Consider the following 24,717-nt stretch of genomic DNA (forward strand, 5'->3'; position numbering starts at 1 on the left):
GAAGGGATTACTTCTGACGGCAGAGCAGGGGACTACGCAGCCTGCTTCTCTTCGCTACTGGCAGCGGTACCCGAGCCGGACCGTTTCAGCCAGCCTTCGCCAATCACTCGCAGGGCCACGCGATCTTCCAGATTCGGACGGAAGATCGTCAGCAGCATCAGCGGCATATACCAGGCGATGTAGGTCGTTCCATCGTTGGCATGCCAGAACTGGGCGGCCAACATCAAACCAGCCGTGCAGCTTAGCAGCGTGCCAAGATTCTTCTGGGCCGGCCAGATTGCGAAGGCAATCGACACGACACCAAACGCCGCGAGAACCGGAATTCGGTAGGCATTCGAGTTGAAGTAATAGTTCCAGAAGCCCGTGTAACCTTCGTCACGTGGCAACCACAAACCGAACATCGCCCGGAACTGGTTGAGGAACATATCGAAGTCGGATGACGTCAATGCGAGCGACAACGTTAGCACCAACAGCGTCGACACCACGCCAATCAGGAAGCGGCCACGACCTCGTTCCCAGTAATAGCTGAACCACAGCGGCAGCAGAAACAGCGGGTAATACAACGTTCCGATCGCCAGTCCCATGAAAATCCCAGAGACCAGCGGCGTGCGATAGAAGAAGATCGCCCACACCAGCAGCGCCGCCGGCATGACGTGATCGATTCGCCCGGTATAGACCGCGGCGTAGGGCAGCAGGAAGTAGAACATCGCCGCCCCGACACCCATCTTAATGTTGTCGAAGTGACGGTAGCCCACCAGCACGATGCCAGCGATCAGGGCCATATTCGCCAGAATCGCCACCGTTTTGGTCACGATGATGGTGATTTTCTCGTTCGTTTCCAGATCGGTCGGCTCGCCTTGCTGGGCCAACTGATAGGTCGGAATTCGCGGCACCAGCAGCAGCATGCGATAACCTGGTCCGAAGTGACGAAGCGATTCTTCCACTTCCTTCGGGCTACTCTTAGAAGCTTCGCGGACGCCGCGCATATCGGCATCAGAAGGCCGGCCCACGATGATGTTGGTCATCAAGAAGATGAACAGCGCGCAGGTGATGAACACCATCCCGCCGATCGTCAGGTTGGGCTCGAGCATCGGTCGCCGGACCATCGTCGGATCGACAAACAACCGGATCACGATTAGCCCACTGAGACCGAAGAGCCAGATGTAACCTGCTTTCTCCAGGGTCTTTCCGATCTGGAGCAGTTCCTGGCGAGACGGTTTTTCATCGTCCTCTTCCTCAGGCTCGGCGACGGCCACCGGTCCTACGGCAGGCGGCTCAGCGTCGAGCTTCGGTATCAACGGCGCGGTTTCCGCGGCGACGGCCGGAATGCTAGTGGCCCGGTTGATGCTTTGCTGACCGAAGTAGGTCATCAGCAGCCCGGGTGCCAGGCCGATAATCAACAGAACGTCCAGATTGCGAACGCTCCAGACGCGGTTGAATTTGAAGAATAGACCGATCACCAGCAGCGACGACAGGTAAGCCCAAGTCGTCGGGTTAACGCTTTCGTATTGAAAGAGAATCTCGCGCATTAGGCGATTGGGTGGTGATCGACGTGGGTTAAGGTTCGCGTCGCGAGGCCGAATACGGTAGTCTCGGCCCGAGCTTGAATTGGCAGCTACTATTATCAACCAATTCAATGCCCGATTCCAAGCCCAAGCGAGCTCGAGTTTCCCAGGAAAAGCAAGAAGTTTCCGGGAGCCACTGGGCGTTCGTAACCTCAAGAAGATTACGCATTTCTGGCAAAAACACAAGGACCGAAAGAGTCCGCCAAACACCAGCCCGCCGATTGCCTACCCTCTTCACCCCAAGACCAGCGATCGACTGCGGACAAGGGACAACTTATCTATGGCACATTAGGGAGAAAGCACGTACGATGTCGGTTAGTTAGGGCATTGACGCCAACGTTAGGCGATTTTGGGCTTTGGTTACGTCGCTTGCCGATCTTGCCCAAATCGTGACGCAAAGCCAACTTCGGGCCAACCTTTCCTCCCATTTGCCGGACCCCTTAGAGGACTCAATTCATGAAGCTTGATTCGACAACTCGTTTCTGGCTAGCAAGTTTCGCGGTGGGAAGCGTCATGACGACGCTCGTTATCGCTGGTTTGACCGTGGGCCTTCAGCTGCGAAGCCCTGGCATTGAAATTCCCGTCAACGCCACCGCCAGCACCTGGAGCGAAACCATGTGTGCCGCGACTGGCCGAATCGACGAGGAAATGGAAGGCCTGTTTACGCTGGATACCCTGACCGGCGATTTGCAGTGTGCCGTGCTCAACGGCCGCACGACCAAGTTCGCGGGCCTGTTTCGTAACAACATCCTGAACGATCTCGGCGTCGACGCCACCAAGAAGCCAAACTTCATGCTTCTGACCGGTGCCGCCTCGTTCCCAGGTCAGGCCGGCAATACCCGACCGGGCGACTGCGTGGTGTACGTCATCGACTCAACTACCGGTCGTATCGCAGTTTACGGTGTGCCATGGCAGCGTAGCGTGGCCGCTCGTGGCTCGGCTCAGCAAGGGTCGCTGATTCTGCTGGATACCGGCACGGCTCGTAACGTGATGATTCGTAACTAGTTGGATCGATCCGCGACCGATGCAATTCAAAGAAGCCCGCTTCTCCACCGAAGCGGGCTTCCTTTGTTTTGGGTTTGCCCCTGAATTCCTGCGGGAAAACCGATCGCGTCACGTGCCAGCCGGTTGTCGGGAGAAAGCCTCCCGTCGTAAACTGAAAAAAGGCTTGCCATCCGCCCGAGAAGGTCGGTTTTCTTTGCAGGCAAGGCCGATCGCCCGACTGAGAGCCCCATGAAAATACGCATTAATGAAGAGGAACGCGACGTACCGGCTGGTTCGACCATCGCCGACGTCATCGAAACGCTGTCCCTCAACCCCAAGTTCATCGCCGTGGAAGTCAACCTGGAACTGATCCCACGCGATGAGCACGCCAGCCATCAACTTACCGATGGGGACCAGTTGGAAGTCGTCACGCTCGTAGGAGGTGGTTAATGAGTCTCGCGGAAACCAATGCCTACGATACGCCTTTGGTCCTGGGTACCCATACGCTAAGCAGCCGCCTGATTGTCGGGACCGGCAAGTACGACACGCTCGAGCTGATGCAGCAGTCGCTGGAAGCTTCCGGAAGCGAATGCGTGACGGTCGCCGTTCGTCGCGAACGTCTTTACGATCCGACCGGTCGTAACCTTTTGGATTACATCGATTTCCATCGCTACACACTGCTGCCCAACACGGCCGGCTGTTACAACGCCCGCGATGCAGTCCGAACCGCCAAGCTTGGCCGCGAGATTTTACTCGGGCTCGAGAACCCCGGCGCCGACTGGGTGAAGCTGGAAGTCCTGGCCGATACCAAGACGCTGCTGCCCGACCCGGTTGAAACCGTGTTGGCGTGCGAGCAGTTGGTCGAACTTGGTTTTCAGGTCCTTTGCTACACGACCGACGATCCCGTGATCGCCAAGCGACTGAAAGAAGTCGGCGCAACCGCCGTGATGCCTGCCGGAAGTCCGATCGGCTCAGGCCAGGGCATCTTGAATCCGAACAACATTCGCATCTGTCTCGAGTATCTCAAAGGGGAAGACCCTGACTACCCGGTGATTGTTGATGCCGGTGTCGGTACGGCCAGCGACGTTGCTTTTGCGATGGAACTGGGAGTCGATGGTGTGCTGCTGAACACCGCTATCGCCCATGCCAAGGATCCGGTTCGGATGGCTCACGCCATGCGTCACGCCACCGAAGCTGGTCGCCTGGCGTTCCAGTCGGGACGCATTCCACGCCGCTTGTACGCTTCGGCCAGCAGCCCTGAAGACGGCGTGATCGGCCGCACTCGCCACCAGTAATCGCCCCACTCCAACCGAGCTTAGATATCTATCATGCAGCAGCCGCAACCCAAGTTTGCCGCGGCCTTGTCGGTCCACGATACGACGGAAGAAGCCTTGGCAGAAGCCGTTCGTCAGGCCCTCGACCAATTGGCAGCTCCGGTCGACCTGGCATTCGTATTCGTTTCGCCCCATCACGCCCAGCACATTGAAACGGTCGCCAAAGAACTGACGCGACTGCTGGGTACCAACAATCTGCTAGGCTGCACGGCCGAGTCGATCGTCGGCGAAGGACGCGAAGCGGAAGATACCCCGGCCATCAGCTTGTGGCTGGCACACTTGCCAGGCACGACCATTCTGCCGATGCATCTCGAATTCCAACGCACGCCTGATGGTGGCTCGATCGTCGGTTGGTCGGACGAACTGCCGGCCCAGTGGCCAGCCGATGCCGCGACGATCGCGTTGTCGGAACCGTTCAGCTTTCCGGCTGACCTGCTGTTGGAACGCGTTAACGAAGACCAGCAAGGTGTCCCGGTGATCGGGGGCATCGCCAGCGGAAGCTATCAACCAGGCGAGAATCGTTTGATCCTGGGTGACAAGGTGCTGGAAAGTGGCTGCGTGCTGGTTTACCTACATGGCAACGTTCGTGTCCGCACGATTGTCTCGCAAGGCTGCCGACCGATTGGCGATCCATTTGTGATCACCAAGGCGGAACGCAACGTGATCGAAGAACTAGGTGGCCACCCAGCTCTGAAGCAGCTCGAAGCGATCTACAAAACGCTGCCCGTTACCGATCAACAACTGGTCAGCCGTGGCCTGCACATTGGCCGCGTCGTCGACGAATACCAATCCGATCGCAGCCAGGGCGATTTCATCGTGCGGAACGTGGTTGGCATCGAACGCGAGACCGGATCGCTGATGATTGGCGACTACGTGAAGCCGGGCCAGACGGTCCAGTTCCATGTTCGCGACGAGTTTTCCGCCTCGGCCGAACTAAAGCAGCTTTCGGCCGAGATGAAGAAGAGCGGATCGAGTCCGAAGTCGGTGCTGACCTTTACCTGCAATGGTCGCGGAACGCGTTTGTTCAGCGAGCCGCATCATGACGCGAACTGTTTATCCAGTGCCTTCGGTAAGATTCCGAACGCAGGCTTTTTTGCTGCCGGCGAGATCGGCCCGGTGGGCGGAAAGAATTTCCTGCATGGCTTCACGGCTAGTGTCGCCCTGTTGGAACCGATCGAAGAAAGCTAGAACGCGATCGCTGCGTTCTAAGGGGCCACGCTCAATTCCAGCATCTTGAGCTCGAGCTCCAGCAATCGCATGCGATCCTGATGAAAACGTTCGAGGAGAGCTTTTTCCTCGTTCAGATTCTTGAGCGATTCGGCTGCTTCGACTTGTGCCACTTTCACATGTTCGAGCTGACCGAAGAGAGGGGCCGAGTATTTGAACTTGGTGAATTGCTCGTATTCTTCACGTTGACGCTGCAGCGAATCGGCCTGAGCTTTGGCGACAGTGATCTTCGAGTTCAGCAGTCGACGAGCCAGTGGGTATTCCTGCCCTTCGTACAACTTGATCCGCAGCCGGGCCGCCTCGATCGCCGGCGAAACGGGCGAAGGACTTTGGGCCTGGGCGACGATACAAAATACGAACAGCATCTTCGACAATACGATCAGAGCAGTCGGGATGCGAATCAGAAGGCGGTAGTCCACGGCGAGGGATCCTCAAATGCAGGGGCAAAGGTCTACATTCCAGCCTAATTACGCCCGAGAAAACCTCAACCAGATTACGTAACCAACTGGCGATACGCCGTTTCCGCCGATCGGATTGCCTTCTATAATCACGGAATTGAATTGCCCCCTGGGGACCTGCTGAGGAGTGCCATGTCGGACAGCTACAAAATCTTGATTGCCGACGACAACCAGTCGAACATCGAACTGCTAGAGGCCTATCTGGCTAATATCGATTGCGATACGGAAATCGCAGTGAACGGGCAAGATACGCTCGACAAAGTGGCCAGTTTCCAGCCCGATTTGATCCTGCTCGACGTCATGATGCCCAAGTTGAGCGGCTTTGAAGTCTGCAAGCAGTTGAAGGCCGATCCCGCGACCAAAGGTATTATGATCCTTATGGTTACGGCGTTGAACGAACTTGGCGACATCGAACGAGCCGTGGCCGCCGGGACTGACGACTTCCTGTCCAAGCCGGTCAATCGGATCGAACTTACCAAGCGTGTCGAAAACATGCTGCGTCTGAAGAATGTCGAGAACGAAAACGAACGTCTTCGCCAATACATCGAACAGATGGAAAACAGCCGCGGCTAAGCCCTGCCGGCGGTTTCTCGCCGAACGCAACATGTCCGGGCCAATCGAGAGCCCTGGACACCTCTGGGCCAAATCAGGCCCCTTCCCCCCGGAAGGGTGTCGCTGTTCCCAGCCACTGCAGCGTATGATTTAGCGCAGAGTGGCCATCGATCCGCTTTCTGTTCGAACTCTTGCCTTGTTTCGCGCTTGCCTGGAGGGGTATCCTAAAGAAGGTCCCCTTCATCTTGGCGAGGAATATTCAATGCCTTGGAATTTTCGGTTGGGTCTTTTGACCGTCGCGCTCGGTTTGTCGCTCTTCGGACCGTGGGCAATCCAAGAGACGCACGCGCAAGCCACCAACGCACCATCTCCGGAGAAGGTGCGTGAATTGATCGCGCAACTGGGCGATCGTCACTTTGTCGTGCGCGAGCGTGCTCAATCGGAACTTGCCCGCATGGGGATCACGGCGTTCGACCAGTTGTTCGGCGCGATGCGTGACCCGGACCTCGAAATCGCCGGCCGTGCTCAATACTTGATCCGCAGTGTCGAGATCGAGTGGACCCGACCCGAGTTCTCGGACGAGGTCAATTCGTATCTCAATCGCTACGGCAGCTTGAATGTCGACAACCGCCGCAGTCGGATCGGCGAACTAGGCCGCCTTCATTCGCTGGATGCCTTGAGCGCGCTCTGCCGCATTGCCCGCTACGATGTTTCCGAAGTCTTGTCGAAAGAAGCAGCCCTGGCAGCTTCGATCCAGTTTCAAAGCACTTCCGACACCGAGAAAAAACAAATCTCCGAGATCATCACCGAACGTGTCGGCGAGAGCCCCCGCGTTGGGCCACGCTGGCTGAAGGTCTTTCAGCTCAGCCTCACCAGTCCTCAGGAAGCAGTCGCCCAGTGGGAGAAACAGGTCTCGGACGAGATCGAACTTTTCACCACACGTCCGGCGCTGACCAGCCAGCAAGTCGTGCTCGAACTGGTGCGATGGCAAGTCGATCAATTGCGTCAGCAAGGGAAGCAGGAAGAAGCCTTGGCAGCGATGCAGGACGTGATCCGCATCAGCGTCAAATTCTCGGAGAGCGAACTGCTCGACCTGACGACCTGGTTCCTCGATCGCAAAGGTCCATCGGTGGTGGGCGAACTGGCCCAGTTCCATGCGAAGAACATGGCCCCTGCGGACGATGTTCCGATTGGCGGCGTCTTCGGTCGCAATGCTTCGCTTCTTTATCTGCTGGCGGAATCGGAATTGGTGCAAGACAACATCGAGTTGGCCAACAATTATGCCGACGCCGCGCTGCAGCTTGACCCGGACTCGGACGACAGCCACTATCTGACCGCTCAATCACTGGCCGATCGTGGAACGTTCCGCTGGAGCCGCAAGGAATATCGCACGCTGCTCGATCGGCTCGATGTGATGGACATCAGTTCGATGCTGTCGCGAATGCAACTGGCGGAACTCGAAAACGATTTGGGCGATCCTCAGGCCGCCGCTGATGTGATGTGGCCATGGGTGGAACAAGCGGAAAAGCAATTCGGTCCTAAGAATCCGATCGATGCCGACCGCGACGAACGAGCCTCGCGTTTCCTCGCTCGTAGCTATTTGTTCCGAGCCACCGCCGCCGAACGCAAAGGGGACCTGGCCGCTGCGAAGAAAGACATCGACAAGGCGCTGAAGTACTACGAAGACGAAGCGGACGTATTGATCGCCGCGTATCGTATCGGCCAGCAAGACGATATGTGGAAGGCCAAGGCCAAAGAGCACATCGATCACACGATCGAGTTCTACAAGCCTTTCGTCGAGAAGTTTCAGAAGCAGTACGAGATCTTCAAGCAGAACAGTCGCGGCGACGACTTCATGGGAACCCAGGGAACCCAGATGGCTCAGTACTGCAATCAGTACTCGTGGCTGGTCTGCAATACGTACGGCGACTTCGATCATGCTGTGGAGGCAAGCCAGCTTTCGCTCGAAATGGACCCAGGCAACGGGGCGTATCTCGACACGTTGGCCCACTGCTTCGAAGCGAAAAAAGACTGGGGCTCGGCCGTTAAATACCAGCGTCTGGCGGCGCTCAAGATGCCACACTCAGGCATGATTCGCAACAAGTATCTCGAGTTCGCCAAGAAGTGCGAAGAGAACGGCATCGACTATGAACCGATCGAATTGCCGCCAAGTCCTGATACGCATTTCCCAGAATACGAGCAGAAGGGCAAACTGTGAGTTCATCGGTAGCAGTTCCGCTGCCCAAGGCGAACGAGCGGTCGAATTGGACATTTCATGTGATGATGCTGGCTGTCGGCCTGAGCATCACGACCGCGTCGTTTCTGCTGACCATCGACGGCCCAACGAATGTCGTCCTACCTTGGCTGAACATTCCACTGCCCCCCACATGCGCGATGCAGCGTACCACAGGCATCGATTGCCCTGGCTGCGGTTTGACGCGCAGCTTTATTTCGCTGGCCGATGGCGACTTGAGTGCTTCGCTGGCCTTCAATCCGGCGGGCATCCTGATGTTCGCCATGATTGCTTTTCAGATCCCTTATCGCGTCGCCCAGATCTGGCGATTGGCTCGTGGTCTGAAGCCATGGAACCTGACCGTCGTTTGTTATTGGTATTGGGGCGTGATTGCGGTCGTGGTCATGGTGCAGTGGGTCGCTAAGTTCGTTTAGCGACCCTCGAGGTTCTTTTTCACGTTGCGTGCATCGAAGCATGCACTTCCTAGCTTCCTGGATTGGATCCTTCAGCGATGCAACACACCATCAAGGTCAACGACACGGCGTTTCAAGTTCACACCGATGGTGCCGGCAGCCCGCTGGTTTTGGTGCATGGATTTCCGATGGACCATCACATGTGGGACAGTGTCGTTCCGATGCTTGCCCAACAGCACACCGTCATTACCCCAGACCTACGAGGTTTTGGAGGAAGTGGCGGCTTCTGCGAAATCGCCACGATGGAACGTTTCGCGGACGACTTGGTTGCGATCCTTGACCAGATGGACATTACCGAGCCAATCACTTTCGCCGGGCTGAGCATGGGCGGATACATCGGTTGGCAAATGTGGAAGCGACATGCCGATCGCCTGGCACGCTTGATCTTGCTCGATACGCGAGCCGCCGGTGACGACGAAATCCAAGCCCGGGCGCGTCGCGTGAATGCGGAAGGCGTGCTGGAAAATGGAATGAGCGGTGTCCCTGCCGCCATGTTACCTAAGCTGCTCAGCGAGGCGACGCGTGAGCATCGGCCCGATGTGGTCGCCATGTTGACTGAAATCATCTTGCGGCAAGATCCGCGCGGCGTCGCCGCGGCTCAGCGTGGCATGGCCCAACGTGCCGATGTCACCGCATGGCTTTCGGAAATCGATCTGCCGGTCCTGGTTTTGTGCGGGGAAGCCGATTCCATCAGCCCGGTGGCCGAGATGCGAGGCTTCGCTAATCAGCTTCCGGAAGGACAATTCGTGGTGATCCCAGCGGCTGGGCATATGCCGCCGGTCGAGAACCCAGCGGCCACCAGTGATGCGATTCTGGCCTTTTGCCAAGGCCTGCCTGCTTAACCAGGCAATCGGAAATAGGTTTCCGTTTTGACGATCGCGTTGTCGTCGGGGAAGGTGTGGAACGCTTGAATGAAGACACTGCGATTGCGTGTCTCGGCGTTCATGTAGCTGACCGCGCCCATGGTCATACGGCCGCTCGAATCGAACTCGTGCACGAGGCCCACTTTGCGTTCGTCGTTGCATAGTTCGCGCTGACACATGCGAAACAGCTTCGTAGAAACCGCTTCCAACTGGAAGGTGGTGTGATAGCGAATACCGCCATGGCATTCGAATTGATCACTCCGTCGACCCTTGATTTGATACGCCATGATGCGGCGTTTGGTCGGCAACGACTGATGGGCCGAGGTGCAAACTTCGGTCAGGGTCAGCCCTTCGTGACGCCAGGTGAGGACGTGCCCGCAATTGGTGATATCCATCTTCAGTGTATAGCCTCCGCGCTCGACTGTTCGCGTTTGAAACGCCTCGAACAGCTCTGGGTGGAGCGGCCTTGTGTACAACTGGAAGGCCAGCTCGGCAACGCGGGGACGGATAGATAGCAACGAACACTCCTTCTCGGTAACAGGACGGCGAGATCATCCTGATCTCGGAAACAACTCGCGGCGAATTTGGGCGGGGTTTCAAACCAGCTTAGTTCGCTCTCGCGAGCTTCATTATAAACGGGCCACAAAATTACGAGGAATACTGTTTTTGGGCGTGTCTGAACTTGATTATTTACCGCACCTTTTTTTTCGCAAGGACTTGACTTTGGACATTCCAGAGGCGGTTGTCAGCCATCGGGTGCCCTTGTGGAATGGATCAGTGTGACCGAAATCCCGAGGTCCGGGAATGTCAAGTTTTTTGCGTTGCTGGCACCTGCTTGCTTGCTATCGGAACGCTCGATTTCGACTTAGAATAATGGTTTACGAATTCCACTAATACCGCGTGCTCTCTTGGAGTTACGCTGCCTATCGCGCCCCTGGCAGCGTCCACCGAACGAGCTCGCAAGTGATTAACTCGAGCGGCACTTTCGATCGACTATGACCGTATCCGACTTCACGAAGCTCGCCGACAATTCGAAGGATGCAAGTCAGTGGCTTTCGCAACTGAAGATTGTCGACGCGGCGCGCGGGCGCGAAAATCTGAACAGCTTCGTTCGCTTGAACCTGCCCATCGACCTGCAAACCTTCTTGTGCCAACAATTGGCCGAGTCGCTTCCGACCTGCAGCGATCCTGACATGGCGTTGAACAACCTCGAGCGTTTGTTCAGCCGCAGTCGCAGCCCGTTAAGCCTGGCGGCGATGTTCGAGCGTGACGCGGCGTCGCTGCACACGTTGATCCGCATCTTCAGCTCCAGCCAAAACCTTTCCGATCAAATCATTACCGATCCGGAGAGTTTCGAACTGGTTCGCATCACCGATGGTCAACCGGCAGCACGGCAGTACCTGGTCGACGAGATCGTGGCCGAGATCACTCAGCTGCACGAAGAAGGCGCCATCATGAAAGCGCTCCGACGATTCAAACGTCGTGAGACGCTGCGAATTGCGTATGGCGACTTGATCTGTAATCAAAACATCGAGACTGTCACCCGGCAGATTTCGTTTCTGGCAGACGCGCTGATCGAAGCCGCCTACCAGGCCGCTTGCGCGTTGGTGTCGTTGCGATTTGGCAGTCCAATGGCACGCGGGAGTCGCAACGGTCGCGCGGCATCGCCACGTTTCAGTGTGCTGGCCCTCGGCAAACTGGGCGGCTCAGAGTTGAACTACTCGAGCGACATCGACCTGATGTTTCTTTACGACGGCGAAGGCAACACCGACGGCGAACGGAGCATCACCAACAAAGAATACTTTGAACGAGTCGGGCAGCGCTTGGTCAAACTTCTGACCGAACCGACGGAACTGGGAACGCCTTACCGCATCGATCTGCGACTTCGGCCGGAAGGTAGTCGTGGTCCGCTGATCAACCATCTGGAAGGGGCGCTGCACTACTACGACATCATGGGGCGAACCTGGGAACGCCAGGCCTTCGTCAAAGCCCGTGCTTGTGCCGGCGACATGAGCCTGGGGGAAGAATTCCTGCAGAAGCTCGAACCATGGATCTATCAGCGTTACCTCAGCCGAGCCGACATCACCGGGATTAAGGCGCTCAAGCGTCGCATCGAAAAACGTGCCACCGGGGCCGGTGCCCCGGACGCAAACGTAAAGACCGGACATGGCGGGATTCGTGATGTCGAGTTCGTAATTCAATTTCTGCAGCTTCTTAATGGCGGCGACCTTCCGCAGATTCGAACTCAGAACACGCTCGAAGGAATTCGCACCCTGGAAGAAGTGGGCTGTTTGACGCTCCAGGAATGTACGATCCTCAAAGATCATTACAGCTTCCTGCGAAAGCTCGAGCATCGTTTGCAGATCATGTTCGACTTGCAAACGCACTCGCTGCCAGGCGATCAGCGCGAACGCAACAAGCTGGCGCTGCGGATGGGCTATGTCGACGATCACGAAGGTAAAGCGCTCGCCAAGTTCGAAAGCGATTTCCAGGAAAAGACCGAGCTCAATCGCCGTATTCTGGATCACTTGCTGCACGATGCTTTTCCAGATGACGAAGTCACCGCGCCAGTTGTCGACCTGGTGCTGGATCCTGAACCAACGGCCGACGCGATTGACGAAGTCCTTTCCGACTTTGGCTTCCACGATCCGAAGGCAGCGTACGAAAACCTGATGGCGCTGACGCGCGAACGGGTTCGCTTCTTGTCGACCCGTCGTTGTCGTCATTTTCTGGCGGCGATCGCTCCGCAGTTGCTCGAAGCGATTTCTCAGACGCCTGATCCCGACTCGACGCTGATGAACCTTTCCCAGGTCAGCGATTCGCTCGGCGGCAAAGAAGTGCTGTGGGAATTGTTCAGTGCTAACTTGCCGACGTTGCACCTGTACGTACGACTGTGTGCCGGTAGCCAATATCTGTCGAACGTCTTGATCAGCAACCCTGGGATGATCGACGAGTTGATGGACTCGCTGATGCTCGATCGACTTCCCAGCCGCCACGTGCTGGAACAGATGCTGCTCGAGCTCTGCCGTGGTGCCGAAGACATCATGCCGATTCTGCACAGCTTCAAGAACCTGATGCACTTGCGGGTTGGCGTGCTCGATATTCTGCGCCGCAAAGACCTGAACGCCCGGCTGCAAACGCTTTCGGATGTGGCCGAAGTTTGTTTGCATCAGATCGTCTTCCGCGAGTATCGCCAGCTGGTGGCTCGCTTCGGTGAACCTCGTTTGCCCAACGGCAAGCCTTGCGATCTGATCATTCTGGGCCTGGGCAAGATCGGTGGCGCCGAGCCCAACTATCACAGCGATCTCGACATCATCTTCGTTTACGAAGGAGATGGAAACACGGTTGTCGACGCTCGCCATCGTGGCGCCAGCTCGACCACCAACCAGCACTTCTTCGGCCAGCTCGGACAACGCATCATTAAGAGCGTTAACGAACTGGGCCCATATGGTCGACTGTACGAACTCGATCCACGACTCCGACCGACCGGCAAGAGCGGCCCGATGGCGGTCACACTGGACGATGTTCTGGCCTATCATGAAAAGGGCCAGGGCGAACTTTGGGAGCGCCAGGCATTGACCAAGGCGCGGCCGATCTTCGGTTCGGAAGAAGGGTGTGCCGAGGCGGTCAAGACGATTCGCAAGGCGATCACCTGTCGCCCTTGGAAACCATCGGACGCTGTCGAGATCCGCCAGATGCGGGCTCGCCTGGAAGAAACCGCTTCCCGAAACAACATCAAGCGTGGCCCTGGCGGTACGGTCGATATCGAGTTTGTCGTCCAGATGTTGCAGATGAAGTATCTGGAGCAAAGCCCCGAGATCCTGGTTCCCAACACGCTCGACGCCCTCAAGCTGCTGCACGAAAAGGGCTATCTCTCGACCGAAGATCACGAGCTCTTCCACAAGGCGTACGAGTTCCTGCGGATGGTCGAAGCACGTTTGCGGTTGATGAACACAACCGCGCGGCATGACTTGCCGGAAGAACGGCTTGAAGTTGCCAAGCTGGCTTATCTGCTCGACTACAGCGATCCTGCGACACTGCTAAAAGAGTGTCGTCAGCTTACCCGCGAAACCCGTCGACGCTTCGATCAGATCTTCGCCGCTGCCGCTCAGGGCTAATCTCCCATTTCGCGCAATGATCTATCAGGTCGCGGTCCTCGATTGCGGCTGCGCGATTTCACCGGCAACTGCTACTTCGTTTAGCAGTCTAGCCCCGCCTATCGGAGGGAATCCCCACCGAGCTAGGGTTGGCAGGTAAAGATTGCTCACATAATTCTAAGAATCAATATTCTTCCTTTACCGCCCCATACCGATCCACGAATCCGTCGTAGCCGATGGAACGCGATATCACCTTGGGCTGCTTTTGAAGATCTGGAGCTCACCACCCAGAACAATGGAACGCGATTTGAATCTCCGGATATGCAATCGCAATTCTCTCCTAATTCTGCTTCCTACCTTTTCCCCTGGGAGTCCCGCGCTGTGAAGTCATCCCATTCCAACCGGACCGGTTTTACTCTGGTCGAATTGCTGGTGGTTATCGCAATCATCGGCGTCTTAATTGCTTTGCTTCTTCCCGCCGTTCAACAGGCTCGTGAGGCTGCCCGCCGGATGCAGTGCACCAACCAGCAGAAACAACTTTCGCTGGCCCTGCACAACTACCACGACACCTACAACAAACTGCCCCACAATCAACAGCCGCAGATCGGCGGGGCAGGGGACCTGGAACGTGGTCCTTCGTGGTTTGTTCGGATCTGGCCCTACATCGAACAACGTGCCGTCTACGATCAGATCGTCTTCGCCGGCGACTGGAGCATGCAAGATGGCCCTAGTCCGAATCAAAACATCATCGATGGTCTCGTGCTGCCAGGCCTAAACTGTCCTTCCAGCCCACTGCCGGTCACTCGCGAATTGGCAGCCTACGGCAGTAGCGACCCAGTCGAACTGCAGGTCGCTAACTACGTCGGCATCGGTGGGTCGTACTGGCAAGGTGGCACGACGTCGACCGTCAGCAACTTCTCTGGCAAGTCGAACGACTTCGGTTGGGGCCAGTCGGTGCATAACGGCATGATCGTCCCTTGCGACAGCGGTCCGGGCTCGATCAGCTTTGCTTCGGTGACCGATGGCACGAGCAACACAATGCTGCTGAGCGAACAGAGTGACTTCTTCCTGGATGCCAGCGGCGACAAGATCAACCGCCGCAGTGGTCGGTATCGTGGTGCGGCATGGTGTGGCGGAAGCGACACGCCAGGTTGGTCAGCCAACGTGACGACCATTCGTTATGCGATTGCCACCACCGGAGGCACCGGCAATGAAGCCGACTATCACGAGAACATTCCGCTGTTGTCGGCTCACCCGGGCGGTGTGCTCACAGGCCTGGGCGATGGCTCGGTTCGCTTCTTCTCGGAAACGACCGACTTCGCGATTCTGACTGCCCTGGCCGACCGGCAGGATGGTGCCGTCGTTCGGGAATACTAAGGAGCCCCGCACCATGCATCAAGCCAAGTCGAGCCTTGCCGGGCTGTCGGTTGCCTTGCTGGTCGTGCTCGTCGGAGGTGGCTGCACGCCATCTCCGTACGGCGATCTGGGGCTGGTAACCGGCACCGTTACCTACGAAGGACAACCTTATCCCAACGCGATGGTACTGTTCACGCCGACTGCTGGCGGCAGACCTTCTCGTGGCATTTCCGACGAATCGGGCAAGTACGAACTGATCTACATCCGCACGACGCGCGGTGCTTTGCCTGGGGATCATACTGTGATGATCACCACGGTTCCGCCTCCGAGCGAAGAGCGGAAGATCTTCAAAGAAACGCTGCCGCCGCGCTACAACACGCGAACGGAACTGCAACACACCGTCGAACTCGGCGAGAACGTCATCGATTTCGATCTGAAAAAGAAATAGGTTACGTGGGGCAGGTGCGCTGTCGAACTTCGGTTCGGCAGCGCACGCGCCTCGTAATTCTGAAACGAGCCATCTGCCAGCGAAGCCGTCGCTAGTTATTTCGTCGTCCCAGTTCACGTCCCGAGGGGGCGGTGCGTTCTTGTTGGGCCCTCGGAGCGATCATGCCAGGTCGCGATGGCCCGCGATAAAGCTGTTGCTCCGTTCGCTCGGTCGCGCTGAGTCGATTGCGGACGAGCGGGTCTCGTGTTGTTCTTTGCGTGCCAAGCAGCGGGTTCGAGTAGTTGCGAATCGGCTTGACCGAAGGCAACACGTTGTCGGCCGCATCCCGCGTGCGGACATCACGTTTCGCCGGAAGAATCGGCAGCTTGCCAGCGACATCGTAGTTTTGCCGCAGCAGTTGTTCCTCGACCGGACTGTGCCGCGAGCGACCATTGTAGAGGGTATCGAGCACACGCGTCCGTGGCGAAGGATCGCGACGCATGTAGTAAGGGAGTGTCGGCTTGGGTACGTAGGCGGGTTCTTCCCCGCAAGCTTCATGGGTCGAGGCCATGCCGGTGGCTAAGAGAACGCTTCCGGCAATCAGACCGATCAGCAGGTGTCGCATTGCTTAGACTCCTCTGCGAATCAGGCCTGGGTCAGTTTTCTTTTTGGTTCTGACGGGCTTCGTATTCGGCGAAATCGATCATGTCGGCATGGAAGGTCATGGGCAGTACAAAGATCTTACCATCACCCATTCGCCCGCTTCGCGCGACCGCGACGATCTTTCGCACCGTTTCTTCCACGCGCGAGTCATCGAGCCACATGCTGATTTCGATCTTCGGCAGAAACGTCTTCGAGTACTCGCTCTCGCTGTACTCGTCCAGGTAATTCTTCTGCCGACCAAACCCTTTGACCTCGCGGACATTCAATGCTTCCAGCGGGGCACGGCTGAGCGTGTCGAGCACTTTCTCGGCCAGGTAAGGCTTAACAATGGCGATGATCTGCTTCACGTGACTGAATTCTTTCGCGATCGGAACGAAATCCAAGCCGCCGGCGGCCGCATGCAACGACCGACCCTGCTTCATCTTATGGTAAACCGCCAGGGGGCGAGAACGCTAGGGATCGTCTGAAACTTGTCGACCTTGGCCTGGGGTACTACAATCGATGCTTCCCATACGTTGGGTAAGCCTCCCCCCTGATATCCCCCCGAAAGCTCTACGCAGTCGATGACCCCGCAGCGTTCCAACGCGAAAGGCTCGCTCGGTAAACGTGTTATCACGTTTATTCTGCTGGCAACCATGGTGGGCTGGGGCTCAGGGATCTCGGTACCTCTGCCGAATTTCAAAGACACCAGCGTTCCGTTCATGTGCCAGGATCATGCCTGCTCGTGCCGAAACGCAGGCAACTGTTGGAATCACTGTTGCTGCTTCAGCCGGGGCGAGAAGATCGCCTGGGCCCAGCAACACAACGTCGCTCCACCGGAAACCTTCCTCGCGGAAGTTGCTCGCGAGACGGACACTTCCTCCGAGTTCTGCGGAACGCAACCGGCCGAATTGCAGCCCAATGTGCTGGAAGCCCTTTGCTCGCTGCGAGGAATCAAGTCGAAGCCTGCGAAGGAAGACGCGTGCTCCGGTGGATCGTGCCATGTCGCCGCGGCTGCCCCGGCCGAACCGCCACCGTTTCGCCCGGTTTCGCTCTCGAATGACATGCGTTGCCATGCAATTGGCAATGTGACTCTGGTTTATTGCCCGATACTGGAACTCGATCTTGGCAATGGCGAGCTGGTCGTGCTGAACGACGAAGCCATGTCGCACCCGGGCCTCCTGCAACCTGATTCTTTCCGGTCTGCTCCCGATCCGCCACCGCCGCGGGTCTAACGTGTTTCGTCCTTCTTGAACCTCTCCAGGGAATGCTGCGCGCTGGTCGCGCGACGCACTGGCGGCGTTCGAGAACTTCTTTCAGTCATCGCCTTGTGGATGGTGTCGCTGCGCATATGCGTGACAAGCGTCCGTTGGCATGGCGAGGACTTCTTACGAACACGTTATTAAGTACTCAACCTAACTATGAACAGACGACAAGCGTTTACGCTGGTCGAACTGCTGGTGGTGATTGCCATCATCGGCATTTTGATCGCGTTACTTCTGCCTGCCGTGCAGCAAGCGCGTGAAGCTGCCCGGCGAATGAGTTGCACGAACAATCTCAAGCAACTGGGATTGGCGATGCATAACTACGAATCGACGCACCGCGTGCTGCCTCGCTTTGGCCAGCGCGATGCCGACTTCTCGGTTCAGGCTCGTTTGTTGCCTTACATCGAACAAGGCAACTTGTACGACCTGCTCGACTTCTCTCAGGTCGCGTTCACCGGCAGTTGGAGCGAAAAGGTTCCGAACCCGGCGTTCGTCAACGCGTTTGCCACGCCGATTTCGGTTTACCTTTGTCCGAGTGATCCGGCTCCAGAGTCGACCACACTGACCACCAGCGGCGGCCCGGTAACCTATGGCGGGCTGAACTACATGGTCAGCATCGGTAGCGGTACCGGAACGAATTACGACTTTCGTTTCCGCACCGACGGTCCGTTTTTTGAACCGAGTGGCTGCAAGTTCTCGGCCTTGACCGATGGCCTCAGCAACACGGTATTGATGAACGAAACCGTTCGCAGCGTTGGCCCAGACCAGACGCTGGCAACCGGCGAACTTCCGAAGTTCCCTTACCAGATGACGCTCAACGGTTCGAGTGGCGTGGGCACCACGCAAGGCTCGCAGCGGGGTATGCCCGGAAGTGGCAGCCCATGGAGCGGCTATACCGACAGCAACGGCAACATTGCGAACGCCGACGTCGGTTCGTTCTGGAATCAGTTCGCCAATTGGCGTGGCGGAGAAAGCCCAGCCTTGCGTGGTCGCGGGACCACGTGGGCATTCAGTGGCGCGATCAACTCGGCGACCAATGGTTACCTTGCGCCAAACAGTCGAACGCCGGATGTGGTGACGCACTTCACCGGTTACTTCGCGGCTCGCAGTTATCATCCCGGCGGCGCCGAGGTGGTCTTCGGCGACGGTTCGGTGCAATTTCTTCCCAGTACGATCGATCTGACCACCAACCGCAGTCTCTACAGTGGCAGCGGTGGCGAAGTGATCGGCGAATACTAACTCTCAACATCTTTTTCACAACAAGGTGAATATTATGATACGTATCCTTTCCGCATTGCTTTTGACTGGCACGCTCGTTTCGTTGGCCTCGGCGCACGATACGTGGGTGGAAACCAACACCGGAATCCTCCGCACCGGCGACGCGATCTACGTCGATCTGAAGCTGGGAAACCATGGCAACAACCATCGTGACTTCAAGTTGGCCAGCAAAGCGAACCCAGCCGACGGCACGTGGGACGTTGTCCAGCCCGATGGATCGAAGTTTGACCTGACCAGTGTCGCGGTCGACCTTGGCTATGCTCCGAAGGAAGGCTTCTGGAACGCCAAGTATGTTGCCGACGAGCCAGGGCTGTATCTCGTTTCGCACGCCCGCGATTCGATCGTGAACCATGGGCATCCGGTTCGCAGCGTGAAGAGCGGCAAGACTTTCTTCATCGTCAGCGACAGCCTGGCTCAAGTTCCCAGCGATCTGACCGGCTTCGACAAACCTCAAGGGCATGCGTTGGAATTGGTTCCGACCGAGAACCCTGTCGCTCCGCTGGGCCCTGGCAAGCCGATCGCCGTGCAGCTTCTTTTCCAAGGCAAGCCGCTGGCCGACACCGTGGTGTCGTTCATCCCGCGCCGCGAAACGCTGCAAGAAGGTTTCGACGAAACGTACGAACGCAAAACCGACGCCAACGGCCAGGCCAGCTTCACTCCGAAGAGCGGTGACCAGTATCTGGTCGTGGCTCATCTGGAGCAGCCAGAAGCAAGCGGCGATGGCTACGATGCGACGAAGTACAGTGCGACGCTGCTGGTGATTGTGCCGGAGCGTTGCCCTTGCTGCGGCGAGTAAATTCGAGGCAGGTCGGTCCCTCTCTTCCGCGGAACGAGAGGGGCCCGGCCTCGCTTTCCCCCCGACGGCCAACGCCACCGGCGATGGTGCCAGCACTGATACTATGGGGGAAATTTGTTGGAATTCGAGCCCCTGGAAAGCCGATCGCTTTACAGGTTTGGGCGACTCTGTCACCATGAACTTTCGGCCGCTCCGCGTAGCGGTCTTATTTGCTTTCTTGCTTGAAAAAAGGATGCCCCGGATGGCCAAGTCCTACACAAAACATCAGCAGAACATCATCAAGCGGTACTACGACAACAAGGACGCCATCGCCACGCAAAAGCTGCAGGAGAACATCACCGAGCTTTACCTGGCCGAAGGCAAGAAGCGAGCCACCGTCTGGAAGCGAATCATCGGCCACCTTGAGAAGCTGGAAGTGCCGAAGGCTCAGATCGATCACCTGGTTCAATCGGACGACGCCACCCTGGTGGCCAAGTACCTGGAACGCATCATGGCCAAGCAGGCCTAGTTCAGGCAGCATAAGACCATGGCACAATCCTGGAGCTTCTTCTCGGCCGGCCAACTAACGTTCGGCTGCGGATCTCGTCACGAACTTGGCAAGCTTGCCGCCGGACGACGCTTTCGCAAAGTGCTGATCGTTACCGATGCCACGCTTGAAGGACTCGGCCTGGTGCAGCCATTAATCAGCGACTTGATGCAGCATGGCCTGCAAGTCGAACTGTTTGATGGAAGCGTCGCCGAGCCTGATCTCGAGATCGCCAAGAACGCGACGCTTGCCGCGACCACCTTCCAGCCCGATGCGATCGTCGGGCTGGGTGGCGGAAGCAACATCGACCTGGCGAAGATCACGTCGGTGTTGGCCACCCATGGCGGCGAAGCTCAGGATTACTTTGGCTGGAACAACGTGCCGGGACCTATTATCCCGGTGATTGCCATGCCGACCACAGCCGGAACCGGCAGCGAAGTTTCGCAGTCGGCCGTGCTGACCGATCGTGCGGCCAGCATGAAGGTGAGCATGCTCAGCCAGTTCATGCGTCCCGCCCTGGCGATCGTCGATCCAGAACTGACCTATACCTGTCCGAAACAGGTCACCGCCGACAGTGGCATCGACGCGCTGACGCACGCCATCGAGGCTTACCTCTCGAAGGACGCATCCAAGATTCCCGCCGAACCGGGCGAACCGGTTCCTTACAGTGGCTGCACGCCGATTGGCGAACTGTTCGCCGAAGAAGCGATCGTGCTCGTCGGGCGCTATCTCGTCGCGGCTGTTCACGATCCGAAAAATCGCGAAGCACGCGAGAAGATGTCGCTGGCAGCGACGCTGGCTGGCCTCGCGTTTTCGAACTGCGGCGTCGCGGTTGTCCACGCACTGGAATACCCAATCGGCGGCCGCGTCCACTGCAGCCATGGCGGCGGCAACGGTTTGCTTCTGCCGTACGTCATGCGATACAACCTGGGCGAGCGAGAAACCAAGCTCTCGCGGATTGCCCAGTTGATGGATCCGATCGTCGACTACGGAAGCGACATGGAAGGGGCGATGCAGGCCATTCGCCTGGTCGAACAGCTCAAGAGCCTGATCGGCATTCCCGAGAAGCTGAGTGCCCTGGGGGTCACGAAAGAGATGCTCCCCGAGTTCGCCGACAAATCGTTCGCGATCACGCGACTGATGACCATCAATCCACGCACGCCATCGCGTGACGATCTGCTCGAAATTCTCACCGAAGCGTTATAGCCATCCGGTTGCTGCGTCGCGCCGATTGGCATAGAACGTACTGTTCTCGTTGGGACAGCCAACGACGCTCCACTTCTTCAACCCACCTCGCGTTCGACTCGGATGCGTGAAACGAGAAGCCATGTTCCGCTACGCCATCTGCAACGAAACTTACCAGGACTGGACGTTGGAAACCGCTTTGGCCCACGCCAAGGAAGCAGGTTACGACGCCATCGAAATCGCGCCTTTCACCCTGGCGGCAACTGCGTACGATCTCGACGCCAAGCAGCGCGGGCAGATCCGCAACCAGATCGAAGACGCCGAACTGGAAGTGATTGGCCTGCACTGGCTGTTGGCGAAGACCGAAGGCTTCTACCTCACCACGCCCGACGATGCAGTGCGTCAGAAGACGAGCGATTACTTCTGTGAACTGGCTCGACTGTGCCACGACCTGGGCGGCAAGATCATGGTCCTGGGAAGCCCTCAACAGCGGAACCTGCTTCCCGGCGTGAGCGAATCGGAAGCGATGCGTCTGGCGGCCGACTGTCTGCGAAAGGCGATGCCGACGCTCGAACAGTACGACGTGACATTGGCGCTGGAACCACTCGGACCTGCCGAAGGAGACTTCCTGAACACGGCCGAGAAGGGAATGGAATTGATGGACATGATCGATTCCCCTAACTGCAAGATTCACCTCGACGTGAAGGCGATGTCGGCGGAAGAAAAGCCGATCCCGCAGATCATCCGCGAGACCGCCCCGCACATCGCCCACTTCCACGCCAACGACCCCAACAAGCGGGGTCCAGGCATGGGGGACGTGGACTTCGTGCCGATTTTCCAGGCTCTCAAAGAAGTTCGCTACAATGGCTGGGTATCGGTGGAAGTCTTTGATTACGAACCTGGCATCGAGTCGCTGGTCAAAGACAGCATTGCCTATATGCACGAATGCGAAGCGGCCCTGATCTAGTCCGCCCATTGCAGCACGACCCGTTGTGGGGACACGAAAGCCATGAAGCAGTATCTCGACCTGATGCAGCGAATTCTCGACGACGGGGTCGAAAAGCACGACCGCACCGGGACCGGAACGCTGAGCATCTTCGGCCATCAAATGCGGTTCGATCTGGCGGAAGGCTTTCCGGCGGTTACCACCAAGAAGCTGCACCTGCGTTCGATCATCCACGAACTGCTGTGGTTCCTCCAGGGAGATACTAACATCAAGTATCTCCGCGACAACAAGGTCAGCATCTGGGACGAGTGGGCCGACGAAGAGGGCAACCTCGGCCCGGTCTACGGCAAGCAGTGGCGAAGCTGGCAGACTCCCAGCGGCGAAACGATCGACCAGATCACACAGTTGGTCGAGCAGATCAAAACCAATCCTGACTCGCGGCGATTGATTGTTTCGGCCTGGAATGTGGCCGACGTCCCGAACATGGCGCTTCCGCCGTGCCATCTGTTATTTCAGTTCTACGTGGCCGAAGGCAAGCTCTCGTGCCAGTTGTATCAGCGTAGTGCCGACGTCTTTTTGGGTGTTCCCTTCAACATCGCTTCGTACGCGTTGATGACGATGATGATCGCCCAGGTTTGCGACTTGCAGCCAGGCGACTTCGTCCACACGTTTGGCGACGCGCACCTCTACCTGAACCATCTCGAGCAAACGAAGCTTCAGCTTTCACGCGATCTTCGTCCGTTGCCGACGATGAAGATCAATCCCGAGGTGAAGGACCTGTTCGCGTTCAAGTTCGAAGACTTCGAACTGGTGAACTACGCCCCGCACCCACATATCTCTGCACCGGTGGCCGTATGAGACTCTCGATGGTGGTCGCGGCGAGCGAAGACTGGGTCATCGGACGCGATGGCGACATGCCTTGGCGATTGTCGAGCGACCTGAAGCGATTCAAGAGTGTCACCATGGGACACTCGATCATCATGGGTCGCAAGACGTACGAATCGATCGGTCGGCTGCTGCCAGGGCGAACGACGATCATCGTCACACGCGACGCAACCTATGCCGTTGAAGGTGCCGTGATTGCACATAGCGTCAACGAAGCGATTGCGGCCTGCGAAGGTGCCGAAGAGGCGTTCGTCGTCGGTGGTGCCGAGATCTATCAGGCATTTCTTCCGTGGGCCACGCGTCTGCATCTGACCCGGGTACATGCCACGATTCCCGATGGCGACACCCACTTCCCAATCCTCGACTTCGACGAGTGGAAGTGCGAATCGGCCGAAGAGATTCCGGCCGACGAGAAGAACGACTATCCGACCCGCTACGAGATTTGGGATCGGTTGCCCCCCACTTAGCCAACTAAGTCGACGGCGTGCTCGACTTCAAGCGGCGCCCCTTGGCCGTGCTCGGGGCACTGGTTGTTGGGTTCTCGGCGCCGACAAGCGCGTCACCGACGCTCGTCTTTTCCAGCCGCTGACCAATCTGCCGCGAGTACTCTTCCGACAGTTCGTAACCGAGAAACTGGCGTCCGAGCTTCTTTGCCGTGACCAGCGTCGAGCCACTGCCGGCGAAGGGATCCATCACGATCTCGCCTTCGTTCGAACAGCTTTTAATGATCCGTCCGAGCAGTTGCTCTGGCATCTGGCAGCCATGGAACCCGGCTCGCTCTTTAAAGGTCCCGGCGACGCGAGGGAAGTACCACGTATCTTCTTCGCTGCTGAAGCTCTCCGGCACATCCTGCGGACGGAGGATCCACGTATCGTCCGGCACGCGTCCCTTCGGATTGGCTCGCTTATCACCGTAGACCAGCATGCGAGCGCTCGGCACGCGAATCGGTTCGTCGTTGAAGGTGAATTTTTTGGCGTCTTTGGTGAAGTAGAAGATGTGGGCGTGGCTGCGGGTGAACTTGCTTTTGCAATGCACGCCGAAGGTGTAATACCACACGACCCAGTTACGGCAATGTAGACCCAGCGTTCGCGTCGCCAAGACCTTCAGCTCGGCCGCGAACTCGTCGCCTATCGCCAGCCAGAAAGCCCCGGTTGGTTTGAGTACGCGCTGGACTTCCGCCATCCAGGCCTCGCTCCAATCGAGGTATTCGTCGACCGAGCGGCGGTCGTCGTAGACGTCGTACTTATAACCAATGTTGAACGGAGGATCGGCGAAGGCGAGATCGATGCAGCCATCGGGCAGCTTCTTCATCTCGGCAATGCAATCGCCGGTAGTCAGACCAGTGGCGGGTAGTTCAAGCGGCGTCGCCACGGCGGCCCTCCTTGGCAAAGTAACTCGTCAGAAAACTATGGGTGCGCTATCCAACAATCTATCGTCGAGAAGGGGAGGGCGCAATCCAGATGCAACTACTTTCTATCTTAACGGATTTCCGCCGGGGCGCACCCCTGTTTGCGTGAGAAGAAACCGCCCCATTTCCGGCAGAAACAGTTGACCTTCACCAGCGGGAGTGGGATGCTGAATCGGTGAGGCGCGCCCCATTTTGGTCTCTCTATTCCAGGAGAGCC

The 24,717-nt window shown here is 57.6% G+C and carries 25 protein-coding genes; 19 read left to right on the plus strand and 6 right to left on the minus strand.

Annotated elements, in window-relative coordinates; translation table 11 throughout:
- Positions 1-32 precede the first annotated feature (32 nt).
- Entirely contained in the window at positions 33-1,529 is a 1,497-nt protein-coding gene (locus tag AB1L30_RS20285; RefSeq protein WP_367015438.1) for a hypothetical protein, read from the minus strand.
- Between the two features lie 549 nt (positions 1,530-2,078).
- On the opposite strand from AB1L30_RS20285, the gene AB1L30_RS20290 reads away from it, so the two are divergent.
- The 4 genes from AB1L30_RS20290 to AB1L30_RS20305 all read left to right on the plus strand — a co-directional run bounded on the left by AB1L30_RS20290 (position 2,079) and on the right by AB1L30_RS20305 (position 5,071).
- Positions 2,079-2,570: a hypothetical protein gene (locus tag AB1L30_RS20290; RefSeq protein ID WP_345089611.1), complete on the plus strand. Its 492-nt coding sequence runs from the start codon at positions 2,079-2,081 to the stop codon at positions 2,568-2,570.
- Positions 2,571-2,798: 228 nt separating this feature from the next.
- Positions 2,799-2,999 carry a sulfur carrier protein ThiS gene (gene thiS, locus AB1L30_RS20295; protein ID WP_345089607.1) on the plus strand — a complete coding sequence of 67 codons (201 nt, stop codon included), beginning with the start codon at positions 2,799-2,801 and terminating at the stop codon, positions 2,997-2,999.
- Complete coding sequence (locus AB1L30_RS20300) at positions 2,999-3,844, plus strand: thiazole synthase (RefSeq protein WP_367015440.1); 846 nt, start codon at positions 2,999-3,001, stop codon at positions 3,842-3,844. Before thiS ends, AB1L30_RS20300 begins: the two co-directional genes overlap by 1 nt.
- A 33-nt stretch (positions 3,845-3,877) precedes the next feature.
- Complete coding sequence (locus tag AB1L30_RS20305; RefSeq protein ID WP_367015442.1) at positions 3,878-5,071, plus strand: FIST N-terminal domain-containing protein; 1,194 nt, start codon at positions 3,878-3,880, stop codon at positions 5,069-5,071.
- Between the two features lie 17 nt (positions 5,072-5,088).
- Here the strand turns inward: AB1L30_RS20305 and AB1L30_RS20310 are convergent, their stop codons facing one another.
- Positions 5,089-5,529 carry a hypothetical protein gene (locus AB1L30_RS20310; RefSeq protein ID WP_367015444.1) on the minus strand — a complete coding sequence of 147 codons (441 nt, stop codon included), beginning with the start codon at positions 5,527-5,529 and terminating at the stop codon, positions 5,089-5,091.
- Positions 5,530-5,700: 171 nt separating this feature from the next.
- Between AB1L30_RS20310 and AB1L30_RS20315 the strand changes: the two genes are divergently transcribed.
- From AB1L30_RS20315 to AB1L30_RS20330, 4 genes are all read left to right on the plus strand, one after another.
- Positions 5,701-6,141: a response regulator gene (locus AB1L30_RS20315; protein WP_345089595.1), complete on the plus strand. Its 441-nt coding sequence runs from the start codon at positions 5,701-5,703 to the stop codon at positions 6,139-6,141.
- Positions 6,142-6,382: 241 nt separating this feature from the next.
- Positions 6,383-8,338, plus strand: coding sequence for a hypothetical protein (locus tag AB1L30_RS20320; RefSeq protein ID WP_367015446.1), 1,956 nt, complete (start codon positions 6,383-6,385; stop codon positions 8,336-8,338).
- Positions 8,335-8,787, plus strand: a complete 453-nt coding sequence (locus AB1L30_RS20325; RefSeq protein ID WP_367015448.1) for a DUF2752 domain-containing protein — start codon at positions 8,335-8,337, stop codon at positions 8,785-8,787. Before AB1L30_RS20320 ends, AB1L30_RS20325 begins: the two co-directional genes overlap by 4 nt.
- 77 nt (positions 8,788-8,864) lie before the next feature.
- Entirely contained in the window at positions 8,865-9,668 is an 804-nt protein-coding gene (locus AB1L30_RS20330; RefSeq protein ID WP_367015450.1) for an alpha/beta hydrolase, read from the plus strand.
- Here AB1L30_RS20330 and AB1L30_RS20335 read toward each other — a convergent pair.
- Positions 9,665-10,207 (minus strand): DUF2617 family protein, encoded by a 543-nt coding sequence (locus tag AB1L30_RS20335; RefSeq protein ID WP_367015452.1) that lies wholly within the window; start codon positions 10,205-10,207, stop codon positions 9,665-9,667. The two genes, AB1L30_RS20330 and AB1L30_RS20335, sit on opposite strands and share 4 nt — an antisense overlap.
- 477 nt (positions 10,208-10,684) lie before the next feature.
- Here AB1L30_RS20335 and glnE point away from each other — a divergent pair, with 477 nt between their 5' ends.
- The 3 genes from glnE (at position 10,685) to AB1L30_RS20350 (ending at position 15,590) form a co-directional block, all read left to right on the plus strand.
- The gene (gene glnE, locus AB1L30_RS20340; protein WP_367015454.1) at positions 10,685-13,807 is read left to right on the plus strand and encodes a bifunctional [glutamate--ammonia ligase]-adenylyl-L-tyrosine phosphorylase/[glutamate--ammonia-ligase] adenylyltransferase; all 3,123 of its coding nucleotides are present in this window, start codon (positions 10,685-10,687) and stop codon (positions 13,805-13,807) included.
- Between the two features lie 360 nt (positions 13,808-14,167).
- Positions 14,168-15,163, plus strand: coding sequence for a DUF1559 domain-containing protein (locus AB1L30_RS20345; RefSeq protein ID WP_367015456.1), 996 nt, complete (start codon positions 14,168-14,170; stop codon positions 15,161-15,163).
- Between the two features lie 13 nt (positions 15,164-15,176).
- Positions 15,177-15,590, plus strand: a complete 414-nt coding sequence (locus AB1L30_RS20350) for a carboxypeptidase-like regulatory domain-containing protein (RefSeq protein ID WP_367015458.1) — start codon at positions 15,177-15,179, stop codon at positions 15,588-15,590.
- Positions 15,591-15,681: 91 nt separating this feature from the next.
- Here AB1L30_RS20350 and AB1L30_RS20355 read toward each other — a convergent pair whose 3' ends face one another.
- Together AB1L30_RS20355 and AB1L30_RS20360 are read right to left on the minus strand one after the other, a co-directional pair.
- A complete protein-coding gene (locus tag AB1L30_RS20355) occupies positions 15,682-16,194 on the minus strand; it encodes a hypothetical protein (protein WP_367015460.1) in 513 nt (170 codons plus the stop codon).
- A gap of 31 nt (positions 16,195-16,225) precedes the next feature.
- Positions 16,226-16,654: a P-II family nitrogen regulator gene (locus AB1L30_RS20360; RefSeq protein WP_367015462.1), complete on the minus strand. Its 429-nt coding sequence runs from the start codon at positions 16,652-16,654 to the stop codon at positions 16,226-16,228.
- Between the two features lie 141 nt (positions 16,655-16,795).
- Here AB1L30_RS20360 and AB1L30_RS20365 point away from each other — a divergent pair, with 141 nt between their 5' ends.
- The 8 genes from AB1L30_RS20365 to AB1L30_RS20400 all read left to right on the plus strand — a co-directional run bounded on the left by AB1L30_RS20365 (position 16,796) and on the right by AB1L30_RS20400 (position 23,559).
- Positions 16,796-17,446, plus strand: coding sequence for a hypothetical protein (locus tag AB1L30_RS20365; protein WP_367015464.1), 651 nt, complete (start codon positions 16,796-16,798; stop codon positions 17,444-17,446).
- A 186-nt stretch (positions 17,447-17,632) separates the two neighbouring features.
- On the plus strand, positions 17,633-18,715 hold the full coding sequence (locus AB1L30_RS20370) for a DUF1559 domain-containing protein (RefSeq protein WP_367015466.1): 1,083 nt from the start codon (positions 17,633-17,635) through the stop codon (positions 18,713-18,715).
- Between the two features lie 34 nt (positions 18,716-18,749).
- Positions 18,750-19,550 carry a DUF4198 domain-containing protein gene (locus tag AB1L30_RS20375; RefSeq protein ID WP_367015468.1) on the plus strand — a complete coding sequence of 267 codons (801 nt, stop codon included), beginning with the start codon at positions 18,750-18,752 and terminating at the stop codon, positions 19,548-19,550.
- 241 nt (positions 19,551-19,791) lie between these two features.
- Complete coding sequence (locus tag AB1L30_RS20380; protein WP_345089549.1) at positions 19,792-20,058, plus strand: hypothetical protein; 267 nt, start codon at positions 19,792-19,794, stop codon at positions 20,056-20,058.
- 18 nt (positions 20,059-20,076) lie between these two features.
- Positions 20,077-21,282 carry an iron-containing alcohol dehydrogenase gene (locus AB1L30_RS20385; RefSeq protein WP_367015470.1) on the plus strand — a complete coding sequence of 402 codons (1,206 nt, stop codon included), beginning with the start codon at positions 20,077-20,079 and terminating at the stop codon, positions 21,280-21,282.
- A 121-nt stretch (positions 21,283-21,403) separates the two neighbouring features.
- Complete coding sequence (locus tag AB1L30_RS20390; protein WP_367015472.1) at positions 21,404-22,228, plus strand: sugar phosphate isomerase/epimerase family protein; 825 nt, start codon at positions 21,404-21,406, stop codon at positions 22,226-22,228.
- Between the two features lie 42 nt (positions 22,229-22,270).
- Positions 22,271-23,065, plus strand: coding sequence for a thymidylate synthase (locus AB1L30_RS20395; protein WP_367015474.1), 795 nt, complete (start codon positions 22,271-22,273; stop codon positions 23,063-23,065).
- A complete protein-coding gene (locus tag AB1L30_RS20400; protein WP_367015476.1) occupies positions 23,062-23,559 on the plus strand; it encodes a dihydrofolate reductase in 498 nt (165 codons plus the stop codon). Before AB1L30_RS20395 ends, AB1L30_RS20400 begins: the two co-directional genes overlap by 4 nt.
- 4 nt (positions 23,560-23,563) lie before the next feature.
- Here the strand turns inward: AB1L30_RS20400 and AB1L30_RS20405 are convergent, their stop codons facing one another.
- On the minus strand, positions 23,564-24,463 hold the full coding sequence (locus tag AB1L30_RS20405; RefSeq protein ID WP_367015478.1) for a site-specific DNA-methyltransferase: 900 nt from the start codon (positions 24,461-24,463) through the stop codon (positions 23,564-23,566).
- Positions 24,464-24,717 lie beyond the last annotated feature (254 nt).

This window comes from Bremerella sp. JC817 (assembly GCF_040718835.1).
Taxonomy (GTDB): Bacteria; Planctomycetota; Planctomycetia; order Pirellulales; family Pirellulaceae; genus Bremerella.

Bases quoted from the DNA above. Each gene is read 5' to 3' on its own strand.
- thiS (WP_345089607.1), top strand. From the start codon at position 2,799: ATGAAAATACGCATTAATGAAGAGGAACGCGACGTACCGGCTGGTTCG.
- AB1L30_RS20395 (WP_367015474.1), top strand. From the start codon at position 22,271: ATGAAGCAGTATCTCGACCTGATGCAGCGAATTCTCGACGACGGGGTC.
- AB1L30_RS20300 (WP_367015440.1), top strand. From the start codon at position 2,999: ATGAGTCTCGCGGAAACCAATGCCTACGATACGCCTTTGGTCCTGGGT.
- AB1L30_RS20370 (WP_367015466.1), top strand. From the start codon at position 17,633: ATGAACAGACGACAAGCGTTTACGCTGGTCGAACTGCTGGTGGTGATT.
- AB1L30_RS20375 (WP_367015468.1), top strand. From the start codon at position 18,750: ATGATACGTATCCTTTCCGCATTGCTTTTGACTGGCACGCTCGTTTCG.
- AB1L30_RS20385 (WP_367015470.1), top strand. From the start codon at position 20,077: ATGGCACAATCCTGGAGCTTCTTCTCGGCCGGCCAACTAACGTTCGGC.
- AB1L30_RS20330 (WP_367015450.1), top strand. From the start codon at position 8,865: ATGCAACACACCATCAAGGTCAACGACACGGCGTTTCAAGTTCACACC.
- glnE (WP_367015454.1), top strand. From the start codon at position 10,685: ATGACCGTATCCGACTTCACGAAGCTCGCCGACAATTCGAAGGATGCA.
- AB1L30_RS20290 (WP_345089611.1), top strand. From the start codon at position 2,079: ATGACGACGCTCGTTATCGCTGGTTTGACCGTGGGCCTTCAGCTGCGA.
- AB1L30_RS20365 (WP_367015464.1), top strand. From the start codon at position 16,796: ATGACCCCGCAGCGTTCCAACGCGAAAGGCTCGCTCGGTAAACGTGTT.
- AB1L30_RS20305 (WP_367015442.1), top strand. From the start codon at position 3,878: ATGCAGCAGCCGCAACCCAAGTTTGCCGCGGCCTTGTCGGTCCACGAT.
- AB1L30_RS20390 (WP_367015472.1), top strand. From the start codon at position 21,404: ATGTTCCGCTACGCCATCTGCAACGAAACTTACCAGGACTGGACGTTG.
- AB1L30_RS20355 (WP_367015460.1), bottom strand. From the start codon at position 16,194: ATGCGACACCTGCTGATCGGTCTGATTGCCGGAAGCGTTCTCTTAGCC.
- AB1L30_RS20315 (WP_345089595.1), top strand. From the start codon at position 5,701: ATGTCGGACAGCTACAAAATCTTGATTGCCGACGACAACCAGTCGAAC.
- AB1L30_RS20320 (WP_367015446.1), top strand. From the start codon at position 6,383: ATGCCTTGGAATTTTCGGTTGGGTCTTTTGACCGTCGCGCTCGGTTTG.
- AB1L30_RS20400 (WP_367015476.1), top strand. From the start codon at position 23,062: ATGAGACTCTCGATGGTGGTCGCGGCGAGCGAAGACTGGGTCATCGGA.
- AB1L30_RS20380 (WP_345089549.1), top strand. From the start codon at position 19,792: ATGGCCAAGTCCTACACAAAACATCAGCAGAACATCATCAAGCGGTAC.
- AB1L30_RS20350 (WP_367015458.1), top strand. From the start codon at position 15,177: ATGCATCAAGCCAAGTCGAGCCTTGCCGGGCTGTCGGTTGCCTTGCTG.
- AB1L30_RS20360 (WP_367015462.1), bottom strand. From the start codon at position 16,654: ATGAAGCAGGGTCGGTCGTTGCATGCGGCCGCCGGCGGCTTGGATTTC.
- AB1L30_RS20285 (WP_367015438.1), bottom strand. From the start codon at position 1,529: ATGCGCGAGATTCTCTTTCAATACGAAAGCGTTAACCCGACGACTTGG.